The organism is Cloacibacillus sp. An23, assembly GCF_002159945.1.
GTDB lineage: Bacteria > Synergistota > Synergistia > Synergistales > Synergistaceae > Caccocola.
The window spans coordinates 102,364-115,256 of sequence record NZ_NFJQ01000010.1; the positions used below are offsets into that span (position 1 = coordinate 102,364).

The following is a 12,893-nucleotide window of genomic DNA, read 5'->3' on the forward strand; positions in this document are numbered from 1 at the left end:
TATGAAAGTCATGGTACTAGGCGGCGGCGGACGCGAACACGCCGTAGTGCACGCCTTCTCAAGATCGAAGATAACCACCGAACTCCACTGCTGCCCCGGCAACCCCGGAATAGCGAAGCTCGCGCTCTGCCACGCCGGCGACCCCTGCGACCCAAAAGCCATGAAAGATCTCTGCACGTGGCTCGGCATAGAACTGGTCTTCGTCGGCCCTGAAGCTCCGCTCGTCGCCGGCACCGCCGACGCGCTGCGCGAGGCCGGCATACTCGTCGTAGGCCCCGGAGCATCCGGCGCGCGCCTTGAAGGAAGCAAGGCATTCTCCAAAACATTCATGAAAAAACACGGCATACCGACCTCCGACTTCGACCTCTGCACCAACCTCGCCGAATGCGAAGCGGCGCTCAAAAAACGCAGCGCCCCCTACGTCGTAAAAGCTGACGGGCTCGCGGCCGGCAAAGGCGCCTTCCTGCCCGAAACCTATGACGAAGCCGTCGCTGTCTGCCGCATGATGCTCGAAGAGCAGAAACTCGGAACGGCTGGAAACATTATAGTCGTCGAGGACTACGTCGAAGGCATGGAAATGACAGTCCTCGCCCTCACAGACGGCAAAACCGTGCGCATCCTCCCCTCCAGCCAGGATCATAAACGCGCGCTCGACGGCGACAAAGGAAACAACACCGGCGGCATGGGAGCATACTCGCCAGTCCCGTGGGTAGACGACGTGTTCATGAAAAAAGTCACCGACGAAGTGCTCACGCCGACGCTGAAAGGGCTCGAAGCTGACGGAATACCGTTCTGCGGCGTCATCTACGCAGGCATAATGATAAAACCCGACGGATCCCTCTCCGTACTTGAATACAACGTGCGCCTAGGCGACCCGGAAACGCAGGTCGTCCTCCCCGCCTTCGGCGGAGACTTCGGCGAAGCGGCCCTGGCCTGCGCCAAAGGCGAGCTCTGCAAAGTCGAATGGCCCGGAGCCGTCCGCACCGCGCTCGGCGTCGTCATGGCCTCAGGCGGATACCCCGAAGCCTTTGAAAAAGGCTATGTAATAACCGGAACTGACGAAGACGTCCCCAACACATTCGTCTACCATGCCGGCACGAAGCTCGACGACAAAGGCCGCCTCGTTACAAACGGAGGCCGCGTGCTCACAGTAGTCGGACTCGCGGACGACCTGCCGACGGCGCGCGAACGCGCCTACGCCAGAATCGCCGGCATACATTTTGAAAAAGAACACCACAGAAACGACATCGGCGACAAATCGCTGAAAAGGGGGAAATAACATGGCATCTCCGAAAATCGGCATAATAATGGGGTCCGCCTCCGACATTCCAGTCGTCGAGAAAGGGACACCGGTCCTTGACGAACTCGGCATAGAATACGAAGTTGCGATAGCCTCCGCTCACCGCACTCCAGAGGACGTCGAAGGCTACGCGAAAAAAGCCCGCGCCCGCGGCATACAGGCTCTTATAGCCGTCGCCGGCCTCTCCGCCGCGCTTCCCGGCGTAGTCGCAGCGGCGACCACTCTCCCCGTCATAGGCGTCCCGGTAAAAGGCGGCGCGATCGACGGCATGGACGCGCTCCTTTCCATAGCGCAGATGCCTCCAGGAGTTCCGGCTGCCTCCGTCGGCCTAAACGGCGCGAAAAACGCCTGCCTCATGGCGGCCAGAATTGTAGCCGCTGCCGACTGCGAGCTAACCAAAAAGCTCGAAGCCTACGCCGCCAAAGAATCCCAGAAAGTCCGCGACAGCCGCAAAAAACTAGAAAACCTCCCCGCCGCCCCGGACGAAGCGTATTAAACTTCCCAAAGTACCAAGACACACAAGAGGCCGTACAGGAACAGAGTACGGCCTCTTGTAATAAATAGCGGCAACATCATTGCTCCGCCAAAAAACAATAAAAATTCCTTGTATAATATCTGCATATGATAAATAACTTTGGGAACTGCCGTCATTAGCGATGCACAGGAAGGAAAAAGCATGTCATTAAACCACAAAAAGTTATTGCCGCCTCCATGGCTTGCATACCCCGAAATAGAACGCTATTCCATTGGCTGGCGAATGGGATACGGCGAAGATTATCTATATAAATTCTCAGATTGGTTTTATTCGCTTCCGGAAGAGAAGCAAAAAAAGTATCGTGACATGTTCCCTGAACCAGTCACATGGGCAGGCTGGTGGAATGATACTGACGCTACAAATATATTAGAACACGGCAACTTTATTGTTACACTATGGACTTCGGACGGAACTCCTAAGTATACGCTACCGTGGCTACAGAGAATAACGGAAGAGGGCCAACAACATAAATTCTGCTTCTTCTGTGGACATAAGCCTGCTAATGACGGAACCTTAACAAAAAGCTGCTTCAGCCAATGGTGGATGACTGACTTCAACGCTATGGGGCAAACATATTGCTGTATGGAGCAATACATGATGGCTGGAAAAGCTGATCTATTCGATGACCAAGAAACAAGGGGAAAAATTTTAGAGAGCCGCAGTCCTAAACAAATCAAGGGACTTGGACGACGAGTTAAAGACTTTGAGCAGGTCACATGGGACAAGGCTAAATTCGCTATCGTACTTAACGGGAACTGGTGCAAATTTAGTCAAAATGTGGCGCTGAAGACATTCCTCCTATCGACTGGCGACGCTATACTAGTCGAAGCCAGCCCCTATGATGGAATATGGGGCATACGCATGCAGGCAGACGCGCCCGATGCTGCCAATCCTCTGAAGTGGCGCGGACAAAACCTCCTAGGCTTTGCGCTTATGGAAGTACGTGATGAGCTGCGGCGCGTCACCAAGAACGAATCGTTATGTGACTCTGTGTCACGTAACTAGAGCTATAGTAATAAATAGCCCATGAAGTTGATATACAACCGCCATACGCCGTCTCAATGATCCATGGTTTAACACGTGTAAGCTTCTCGTGATTCTAGCCGTATGAATAGTGCATGTCCAAGTAATTATATCCAAATCCAAGCACATGCCGCAACAGAGTAGTGAAGAAACCGACCGAATAATGGGGAAGCTAAGTTCTACTACGCAAATCATAGACTTGCAGTCTCACTTACCTCATAATTCGCCGTGTGCTTCGTGCGGCAAATCTTCGTCCTAGCTCCCTGGCCGTCCCACGGTTCGCGTGATAGCAGCCGTACTTAGACAAGTATATAAAATCAGAACCACCAGCTAAGCCGGTGGTATGTCCCAGCCCTATAAGGGCATATTACCGGCAGCTCTAAACGAGCTTGAAAATCCGCCAACCGCACCATTTTCCCGGGCGGCTCCTAAAGGAGCTTGCCGGGAATCTTTTTTGCCTGCGTCCACCGGCTTACCCTTAAACGGGTCTATTGGCTCAAACAAACTCAGCAGGTCGGCTTGATAGCCCCTTACAACACAAGTGCATCCAGTCATTCCACGCCACTGGATGCCGGTCCAAGCGCGGCCTAACGTAACGGCGGCCTCTCCCCCATGCGCACGGGCGGCTGCACCTTAACGCCAATATCTATATTCCGTTCAGCGCACAACAAGAACATAAAACAGGCATAACGACGAAGTTTCGTTGTAAGCACAGCTGTTGTAAACGATGTAAAGCAAGACGAGCAGGTTCGTTAAGCCCGTTTGAAAGCATGTGCATGTATGTACGCACATGACGAAGCGCGCCAGAGAGGCATGAGATGCACATGGAAATTAAAGCAGATGAAGCCAGCTTCGAAGCGCGTGAGGCGGAGCGGCCGTCTCACTCCGTAAAGCAAGAACGTGCGGCTGAGAGGCGTGTATATATTGAGACGCAGGCGGAATTTCGCATGACGCAGATTTACAGTTGGCATCTACGGCAAGAGCATAAAGACGGAGGCACTGAGACAGGCGAGTATATGAACTGGAACATAAAGCGAGAGAGGGACGGCCTAAGGCCGTCCCTCTCTCATTCAACTAATTCCGGCGCCGTCCTACTCTCCCACGGATACCCTCCGCAGTACCATCGGCGATGAGGTGCTTAACTGCCAGGTTCGGCATGGAACTGGGTGTGTCCACCTCTCTATGAACACCGGAAATCTTTTCCCATCACTGAGGCTTCTGCCCTCCGTGATGCGCGGATAAAGCCTGCTTCCAGCACGTCCGCAAAGGATTTATGAGGTTAAGGCTTCGGCGTATTAGTATTGGTCGGCTCAAAGGGCGTTACCCTCTTACACCCCCAACCTATCTATCCGGTCGTCTGCCGGACGCCTTATCTGCTTTCGCAATGAGGTATCTCATCTCAAGGCCGGCTTCCCGCTTAGATGCCTTCAGCGGTTATCCGATCCGGACATGGCTACCCAGCTTATGCCCCTGGCAGGACAACTGGTTCACTAGCGGTCCGTCCATCCCGGTCCTCTCGTACTAGGGACAGTTCCTTTCAAATACCTTGCGCCCGCAGTGGATAGGGACCGAACTGTCTCACGACGTTCTGAACCCAGCTCACGTACCGCTTTAATGGGCGAACAGACCAACCCTTGGGACCTGCTTCAGCCCCAGGATGCGATGAGCCGACATCGAGGTGCCAAACGCCGCCGTCGATAGGAACTCTCGGGCGGCATCAGCCTGTTATCCCCGGGGTAGCTTTTATCCGATGAGCGATGGCCTTTCCACTCAGGACCACCGGATCACTAGGACCAACTTTCGTTTCTGCTCGAGATGTCTCTCTCACAGTTAAGCCACCTTATACCCTTACGCTCTCTGGGTGTTTTCCATTCACCCTGAGGTGACCTTCGCGCGCCTCCGTTACTCTTTGGGAGGCGACCGCCCCAGTCAAACTGCCCGCCTGACAATGTCCCGCGTCGTGCTTCAACGCTCGCGGTTAGAATCCCAGCAAGGTAAGGGTGGTATTCCAAGGGCGGCTCCCCATAATCTGGCGATCATGGTTCTATGCCTCCCACCTATCCTATACATACCTTACCGAAATCCAATATCAAGTTACAGTAAAGCTCCACGGGGTCTTTCCGTCCTACTGCGGGTAACTGGCGTCTTTACCAGTACCACAATTTCACCGGGACCACTGTCGAGACAGCGCTCAGATCGTTACACCTTTCGTGCAGGTCGGAACTTACCCGACAAGGAATTTCGCTACCTTAGGACCGTTATAGTTACGGCCGCCGTTTACTGGGGCTTCAGTTCAAAGCTTCGCCTCGCGGCTAACCTCTCCCTTTAACCTTCCAGCACCGGGCAGGTGTCAGACCCTATACTTCGGCTTGCGCCTTGAGCAGAGTCCTGTGTTTTAGTTAAACAGTCGCCTGAGCCTGGTTTCTGCGAACCAACAGCGCTTACTATGTAAAATATTCACGCCGCCAGCCACTCCTTCTCCCGAAGTTACGGAGTCAACTTGCAGAGTTCCTTAACAATGGTTATCCCGTTCACCTTAGCCTTCTAAGCCAACCCACCTGCGTCGGTTTGAAGTACGGGTCCGGCATTTCTCCATAGAGGTTTTTCTCGGCAGCCGAGCTTTTGCACCTTCCAGAATTATTTCCTCCACATCGGCTCTCGGCCTTAGAGGGAGAGGGATTTGCCTCTCTCCCAAGCCTACGGCTTTGTACCGGGATTTCCATCACCCGGCGTGCATAGCTTTCTGCGTCGCCCCGTTTGTCAAACGATTTGCCGGAGGGCGGGATTGTCTACCCGCTGTCCATCGGCTACGCCTTTCGGCCTCGCCTTAGGGCCCGCCTAACCCTGGGCGGATGAACCTTCCCCAGGAATCCTTGGGTTTACGGTGAGTGTGTTTTACGCACACTTTGCGCTACTCATGCCGTCATTCTCACTTCCATAATGTCCACATGCCCTTACAGGCCTGCTTCGTCCTTTATGGAACGCTCCCCTACCAGTCAACGGTTATTACCGCTGAATCCGAAGCTTCGGCGCCATGCTTAGCCCCCCACATTTTTGGCGCAGGGACGCTCGACCAGTGAGCTGTTACGCACTCTTTCAAGGGTGGCTGCTTCTGAGCCAACCTCCTGGCTGTCTGGGCATCCCCACATCCTTGTAACACTTAGCATGGGCTTTGGGACCTTAGCTGTCGGGCTGGGCTGTTTCCCTTTCGACTACGGATCTTCGCACTCGCAGTCTCACTCCCGATCATGATCTGCAGGTATTCTTAGTTTGATTAAGCTCGGTAGGCTGAACGCCCCCTTACCTAGTCAGTGCTTTACCCCCTGCAGTCTTCGATCGAGGCTGCACCTCAATGCATTTCGGGGAGAACCAGCTATCACCATACTCGATTAGCTTTTCACTCCTATCCACACCTCATCCAGGCCTTTTTCAACAGGCTGTGGTTCGATCCTCCAACCGGTGTTACCCGGTCTTCAATCTGGACATGGATAGATCGTATGGCTTCGGGTCTATAGTACGAGACTTGCGCCCTGTTCAGACTCGCTTTCGCTGCAGCTTCAAACCTTGTAGTTTTTAACTTTGCCACGCACTATAACTCGACGGCTCATTTTCCAAGAGGCACAATGTCACTTCATAAGAAGCTCCATTTGCTTGTTAGCACGAGGTTTCAGGTCTGTTTCACTCCCCGCCAGGGGTGCTTTTCACCTTTCCCTCTCGGTACTGTTTCTCTATCGGTCGCTGAATGTGTTTAGCCTTGGACCGTGGTCGGCCCGGATTCGCACGGAATTGCACGTGCTCCGTGTTACTTGGGTGGCTTTCCGGAGGTTTTTCATTTTCACTTACAAGGCTTTCACTTTCTTCGGCCAGATGTTCCAACTCTGTTCGGTTGATGAAAAACTTTGTAACTCCGTTCAAGGGCCGCATCCCTTGATGAAAGCTCCCGCTACCCCTGTGCCGCAACGCTTGCGGGCTTGGCACGGCTCAGGTTTGGGCTTCTCCCCTTTCGCTCACCACTACTCGGGGTATCTCTTACGATTTCTTTTCCTCGGGGTACTGAGATGTTTCACTTCTCCCGGTTGCCGCCTTTTTAAAAGGCTCATGGGTTGCCCCATGAAGGTTGCCCCATTCAGAGATCTACGGATCACGGGACGCTTGCTCCTCCCCGTAGCTTTTCGCAGCTTGCTGCGTCTTTCGTCGGCATTCAGCGCCAAGGCATTCCCCTCGTGCTATGTGTACCTTAACCTCATAAATCCTTTATGGACTTTCTCTTGCAGGCGCTTTTACCCGCTTCCGAAAGTTTTTCATGGTGCGAGACTGAGGATGAGGAGGAGGCGGTCGTTTGTTGAAAACGTGCCGTCTGTCGCGAGGGTTCGCGTTTAATTTTTTATTTACGGCTGTTTTTCAAGCCGCTCCTTAGAAAGGAGGTGATCCAGCCGCACCTTCCGGTACGGCTACCTTGTTACGACTTCACCCCCCTTACTCGGCGCACCTTAGACGCATCTCCCCCTTGCGGGTTGAGCCTGCGGCTTTGGGTGCCCCCAACTCGGGTGGTGTGACGGGCGGTGTGTACAAGGCCCGGGAACGTATTCACCGCAGCTTGGCTGATCTGCGATTACTAGCGATTCCGGCTTCATGTAGTCGAGTTGCAGACTACAATCCGAACTGGGACCGGCTTTCTGGGATTCGCCAACGCTCGCGCGTAAGCTGCCTTCTGTGCCGGCCATTGTAGCACGTGTGTCGCCCTGGGCATATAGGCCATGATGACTTGACGTCATCCCCACCTTCCTCCGCCTTGTCGGCGGCAGTCTCGCCAGAGTGCTCAGCTCTGCCTGTTAGCAACTGGCAATAGGGGTTGCGCTCGTTGCGGGACTTAACCCAACATCTCACGACACGAGCTGACGACAGCCATGCAGCACCTGTTCACGCTCCTTAGCAAGCTAAGGTCTTTCCGCTTTCACTTCAATACCACGTGTATGTCAAACCCAGGTAAGGTTCTTCGGTTTGCATCGAATTAAACCACGTGCTCCACCGCTTGTGCGGGCCCCCGTCAATTCCTTTGAGTTTCAGTCTTGCGACCGTAGTCCCCAGGCGGGATACTTAACGCGTTAACTACGGCACGGAACAACTGCTTGCCCCACACCCAGTATCCATCGTTTACGGCCAGGACTACCGGGGTATCTAATCCCGTTCGCTGCCCTGGCTTTCGCACATGAGCGTCAGTAGTGTGCCAGGAAGCCGCCTTCGCCACTGGTGTTCCTCCCGATATCTACGCATTTCACCGCTACACCGGGAATTCCACTTCCCTCTCACATACTCTAGCCTGCCAGTATCTGTTGTAGAACTGAGGTTGAGCCTCAGCCTTTGACAGCAGACTTAACAGGCCGCCTGCGTGCGCTTTACGCCCAGTAATTCCGAACAACGCTCGCCCCCTACGTATTACCGCGGCTGCTGGCACGTAGTTTGCCGGGGCTTCCTCGTGTGGTACCGTCATTGCTTCTTCCCACACAACAGGGCTTTACATCCCGAAGGATTTCTTCACCCACGCGGCGTCGCTGGGTCAGGGTTGCCCCCATTGCCCAATATTCCCCACTGCTGCCTCCCGTAGGAGTCTGGACCGTGTCTCAGTTCCAGTGTGGCCGGTCGACCTCTCAGTCCGGCTATCCGTCTTCGCCTAGGTGGGCCTTTACCCCGCCTACTAGCTGATAGAACGCGAGTCCCTCCCCAACCGGATTGCTCCTTTCACCTCTCGGCTTATGCGGTATTAGCATCCGTTTCCAAATGTTGTCCCCCTGTCAGGGACAGGTCCTCACGCGTTACTCACCCGTCCGCCACTTGGTCGTCCCAAAAGCAAGCTTCTAAAACAACCCCGTTCGACTTGCATGTGTTAGGCACGCCGCCAGCGTTCGTCCTGAGCCAGGATCAAACTCTCCGCTTGATTCCTGAATCTCGCTCGCTGGAATTGCAGATTTACATCGTGTAATTCACAATTTCCTTATGCACTATTCTATTGACATGGTGCTTATCGCCGTTTCGGTTTGTTGCTTGCCTCGTGGCGGCGACAAAAGGAAGTATATTACGCTTCCGCAAAAATTGCAAGCCCCTTTTTGTTATTTTTTCGTAAACCTGGCAGAAAAATTTTTAGGAGTACTCCATGGGGCGGCGCTGGAGGATGAGGAGGCCGTCGCGGGGCTCGAAGGAGAGCCGACCCATGAATTCTGTGAGTTCGCTCGTATAGGTCACTATTACGGGCACGTCTTTTACTGCAGGGTGGCCGAGAGCGTATGTGAGAAGCTGCGATCCTATGCCTTTGCCCTGGTAGTCGGGGTGTACCAGAATGTCCCACAGTGAGGCCCGGAATACGAAGTCCGTGAGCATACGGCAGAAGGCGACCAGTTTCCCTTCGTGACGTATCGAGAAACACATGCTGGTTCCTTCAAGCATTCTGGCTATCTGATCGAGCGAGCGGCTGCGTCCCCAGCGCGTGAAGCGGTAAAGGTCCTGAAGTTCGGCCGGCTTTACCGCAAGTTTGCTGTCGTAGAAGTAGTATTCAGGATTTAATTTCATCGGCGAGTCCTTCCCGTATGAAGCCGTAGGCTCTCGGGCTTTTCGCGGATGTCAAAGCGAGGCCGCCGACGATTTTTCTGAGGTCGCCGCGTCTCGCGTCTTTCGCGACGCTTAGCTCAATGAGCTGCCCGGCTCCGCAGCGCGGGCAGGTCCACATCGCGCGGGCCTTGCCGTCCGCGTCCGGCGAGCCCGCGAGCACTTGCAGCTCTCCGCATTTCTGGCAGGATAGTATCAACATCTCAATGCTTCTTTCACACTTTTATTTTAGTATGAATCGGACACGCAGGGGGCCTTCCGTGTATATGTCCCTAGCGGCGACGATTTCAAGGTTGATATTATTCTCCACTTCCGTTATGTGGTCAAGCGCGTCCAGAAATTCAGCGGTGTCTATAGAGCCGACGTTGCCTGATATGGGGTCGCGCAGTATGCCGTCGTTCACAGCATTCTGGTTCAAGGTCTTGAGCGCCTGGAATACGACCTCTTCGATGTCTTGTCTTGGCGTTTCCGGTGCGAATGTGTGCGTGTATAAGACTTCGTTTTCTCTGTATATCAGGCTCGAGGGGTAGCATTCAAGCTTCGAGGCTACGGCCTCCCCCTCGACCGCGTTGCCTTCGGCGACGATGCGCAGCAGCCAGCGCCCGGGGTTTCTGGCGACTCTGTCTTTTACGAGGCGCTGAGATTCAACGGTCAGGTTCGGAAGGCTTACGGCTTCCGGCCTTTTGCCGAAACGGTAGGCGAGCAGCGCCCGCGCTTCGCCCCTAAGCCTGTATATGTATTGGTCGACCTGTTCTGGGGTTATCGTCGGTCCGGTCAGCACTCCCTGAGCTAGTATCTCGCCGGACAGCGCGGCGATGCGCCCTTCGCGCAGGCGCTGTATCCCTGATTTCAGCGTTTCAGATTCTTTTTTCATCTGTTCGACTGAGGCGGCGAGTTCCGTGCTTTCTTTCATCAGCCGGTCGTTCTCGCGCTGCAGGGCGTCCTGCTCTTTTTCCATTTTTGCGCGCGTCGAGCGCATTTCCTCCAACTGGCGGCGCGCGTCGGCGAGGGAGTTGGCTCCTTCTTTGAGCTGCGCTTCTATGCGTGTGAGTTCTTCCTGTTTTTCTGCCAGGTCTCCTCTGCTTTCAAACAGGTCGATTTCCATCTGCCCCATCGTGTCGCGGTTTTTCTGGAGTTCGGCGGTAAGGTCGGTGAGCTGGCGCTGTACGAACTGCATGCTGAATAGGGCCGTGCGCACCTGTTCCGAGGCGGCGCTCAGCACGAGGAGCGTCGCTACCGCTATTCCTACGCCTGTCAGGACCGATATTATCCGCGACGTGTATTTCGGGCGCAGCTTCAGAAATGTTATGCGTTTTTTGCCGAGGCGCATTCCGATGACGTCTCCGGCCCAGGAGACGAGCGCGCTCACGACTATAAGCGAGCCAAGCAGTATCCAGTTCATTTCCCTAAATATCTCAAACAAATGAAGACCTCTCTGTTAAAACAATATTTTCACGTTTCACTTGAAGTATTATATCAGATGATTGTGTCGGCTTTGTGGAGATGGCGGAAGAGCGGCGATATCCGTGAAATACGCGCCGAAGAGCGCGCGACAATTCTTATAAATTTTAGAATCGGTGGTAAAATTATTGATTGGAACGGCCTGTGTGGCTTTCGACGCTTTTTTATGCCAATGACGCGCGGATGACGCCGCGTATTTTTTTGAACACTTCGCCGCCGCCCGGCGGAAAACGGATCGTATAAGCTGGTCACTCCGGGCGCGCGGCGCGGCGGAAGGGGGAAAGGCAATGGAATCTGTTTTATCGCCGCTTCAGACGGCGCGTTATGAATATAAGCCGAAGCTGCCGGAGATATACACGCACGGGATGTGCGGAATTATCGCCGCGGAGGGGGAACCGTGGCTTCCGTCATCCGACTGCGAGGCCATCAGGAATATTTTCCCTCACACTTTCGGCATGAACCGCGTATATTTCCGAAAAGGCGACAACTGCGCGCCGAAGAAGAAGATCAACGCCGGCGTCATACTTTCCGGCGGGCAGGCCCCAGGCGGGCACAACGTAATAACGGGGCTGTACGACGCGCTCAAGGAGGCCGACCCGGCGAACAGGCTCGTCGGCTTCAAGAACGGCCCTTCCGGCCTGCTTGAAGGAAGCTGTATTGAGTTTACGGACGATCTGATAGACCGCTACCGAAACACCGGAGGCTTTGACATCATAGGCTCTGGGAGGACCAAGCTCGAGACCGAGGAACAGTTCAAAATCGCCGCGGAGGTGTGCGCGAAGCTGGGTATATCGGCGGTCGTCGTTATCGGCGGCGATGATTCGAACACGAACGCCGCGATGCTCGCGGAATATTTCGTACGGGAGAACGCCGGCATACAGGTGATAGGCTGTCCGAAGACTATCGACGGAGATTTGAAGAACGAGGGCGTCGAGATATCTTTCGGCTTCGACACGGCGACGAAGACTTACGCCGACCTTATAGGCAATATCGAACGCGACGCCTGCTCGGCGCGCAAGTACTGGCATTTCATAAAGGTCATGGGACGTTCTGCGTCGCACGTGGCGCTGGAATGCGCGCTGCGCACGCAGCCGAACGTTTGCATTATAAGCGAGGAGGTAGAGGCGAAGAAGACTAGCTTCACTGAGATAACGGAGCAGATAGTGCGCTCCGTATGCGCGCGCTCCGAACGCGGGGACAATTTCGGAGTCGTCATCGTCCCCGAGAGCCTTATCGAATTCGTTCCGGAGCTGAAGGACCTCATCGCCGAGCTGAACGACGTCCTCGCGTCTAAATCCGAAGAGCTCGCCGCGCGCGCGGGATGGAAGAAGTACGCCTACCTCGAAACGCTGCTTTCGCCGTCGTCGTACAAAGTGTTCACGCTGCTGCCGTCGAACATTCAGAACCAGCTTCTTATGGACCGCGACCAGCACGGCAACGTTCAGCTTTCCAGGATAGAGACTGAGAAACTTTTGATAGAGCTTGTGCGAAAGCGGCTCGCCGAGCTGAAGCACGACGAGATCTATCACGGCAAGTTCAGCCCGCTCAGCCATTTCTTCGGATACGAGGGGCGCTGCGCTTTCCCGTCTAATTTCGACGCGGACTACTGCTATTCGCTCGGCTACAACGCTTTTATGCTCATAAGCTACAGCTACACAGGATATCTTTCGACGATTTCCAATCTTGCGCGTCCAGCCGCGGAGTGGAGGGCGGGAGGCGTCCCTCTGACCGGTATGATGAATCTCGAACGCCGGAGCGGCAGGCTTAAGCCGGTCATCAAAAAATCCCTCGTCGATCTGAACGGCGCGCCGTTCCGTTATTTCGCGGAGAGGCGCGGACGCTGGGCCGTCGAGACATGCTACACCTTCCCCGGCGCCATTCAATATTACGGCCCGCCGAGCGTCTGCGACGCGGTCACGAAGACGCTCGAGCTAGAGCAGACGGAAAGGATGAAAAAGAGGGGCTGAGAGGCCC

General features: G+C 54.7%; 7 protein-coding genes and 3 rRNA genes. 4 read left to right on the forward strand and 6 right to left on the reverse strand.

All coding sequences use genetic code 11. The features are described from left to right. Nucleotide 1 precedes the first annotated feature (1 nt). From purD to B5F39_RS10960, 3 genes are all read left to right on the forward strand, one after another. Nucleotides 2–1,279: a phosphoribosylamine--glycine ligase gene (purD, locus tag B5F39_RS10945; protein ID WP_087367358.1), complete on the forward strand. Its 1,278-nt coding sequence runs from the start codon at nucleotides 2–4 to the stop codon at nucleotides 1,277–1,279. A 1-nt stretch (nucleotide 1,280) separates the two neighbouring features. Beyond that, the gene (gene purE, locus B5F39_RS10950) at nucleotides 1,281–1,796 is read left to right on the forward strand and encodes a 5-(carboxyamino)imidazole ribonucleotide mutase (protein ID WP_087367361.1); all 516 of its coding nucleotides are present in this window, start codon (nucleotides 1,281–1,283) and stop codon (nucleotides 1,794–1,796) included. A gap of 180 nt (nucleotides 1,797–1,976) precedes the next feature. Further along, nucleotides 1,977–2,840 (forward strand): NADAR family protein, encoded by an 864-nt coding sequence (locus tag B5F39_RS10960; protein WP_087367367.1) that lies wholly within the window; start codon nucleotides 1,977–1,979, stop codon nucleotides 2,838–2,840. Between the two features lie 1,096 nt (nucleotides 2,841–3,936). Here the strand turns inward: B5F39_RS10960 and rrf are convergent. The 6 genes from rrf to B5F39_RS10990 form a co-directional block, all read right to left on the reverse strand. After that, nucleotides 3,937–4,052: ribosomal RNA gene (rrf, locus tag B5F39_RS10965) — 5S ribosomal RNA — on the reverse strand. A gap of 81 nt (nucleotides 4,053–4,133) precedes the next feature. Then, nucleotides 4,134–7,101: ribosomal RNA gene (locus B5F39_RS10970) — 23S ribosomal RNA — on the reverse strand. A gap of 174 nt (nucleotides 7,102–7,275) precedes the next feature. After that, a 16S ribosomal RNA gene (locus tag B5F39_RS10975) occupies nucleotides 7,276–8,793 on the reverse strand. The 16S, 23S and 5S rRNA genes sit together here, the layout of an rRNA operon. Nucleotides 8,794–8,996: 203 nt before the next feature. Further along, entirely contained in the window at nucleotides 8,997–9,422 is a 426-nt protein-coding gene (locus tag B5F39_RS10980) for a GNAT family N-acetyltransferase (RefSeq protein WP_087367370.1), read from the reverse strand. Continuing rightward, complete coding sequence (locus B5F39_RS10985; protein WP_087367372.1) at nucleotides 9,406–9,660, reverse strand: alcohol dehydrogenase; 255 nt, start codon at nucleotides 9,658–9,660, stop codon at nucleotides 9,406–9,408. The genes B5F39_RS10980 and B5F39_RS10985 overlap by 17 nt, the downstream gene beginning before the upstream one ends. 21 nt (nucleotides 9,661–9,681) lie before the next feature. Then, the gene (locus tag B5F39_RS10990; protein ID WP_087367375.1) at nucleotides 9,682–10,881 is read right to left on the reverse strand and encodes a DUF3084 domain-containing protein; all 1,200 of its coding nucleotides are present in this window, start codon (nucleotides 10,879–10,881) and stop codon (nucleotides 9,682–9,684) included. A gap of 325 nt (nucleotides 10,882–11,206) precedes the next feature. Here B5F39_RS10990 and B5F39_RS10995 point away from each other — a divergent pair, with 325 nt between their 5' ends. After that, nucleotides 11,207–12,886: a diphosphate--fructose-6-phosphate 1-phosphotransferase gene (locus B5F39_RS10995; protein WP_087367378.1), complete on the forward strand. Its 1,680-nt coding sequence runs from the start codon at nucleotides 11,207–11,209 to the stop codon at nucleotides 12,884–12,886. The last annotated feature ends 7 nt before the right edge of the window (nucleotides 12,887–12,893 follow it).

Bases quoted from the DNA above. Each gene is read 5' to 3' on its own strand.
- B5F39_RS10985 (WP_087367372.1), bottom strand. From the start codon at position 9,660: ATGTTGATACTATCCTGCCAGAAATGCGGAGAGCTGCAAGTGCTCGCG.
- B5F39_RS10980 (WP_087367370.1), bottom strand. From the start codon at position 9,422: ATGAAATTAAATCCTGAATACTACTTCTACGACAGCAAACTTGCGGTA.
- purD (WP_087367358.1), top strand. From the start codon at position 2: ATGAAAGTCATGGTACTAGGCGGCGGCGGACGCGAACACGCCGTAGTG.
- purE (WP_087367361.1), top strand. From the start codon at position 1,281: ATGGCATCTCCGAAAATCGGCATAATAATGGGGTCCGCCTCCGACATT.
- B5F39_RS10960 (WP_087367367.1), top strand. From the start codon at position 1,977: ATGTCATTAAACCACAAAAAGTTATTGCCGCCTCCATGGCTTGCATAC.
- B5F39_RS10995 (WP_087367378.1), top strand. From the start codon at position 11,207: ATGGAATCTGTTTTATCGCCGCTTCAGACGGCGCGTTATGAATATAAG.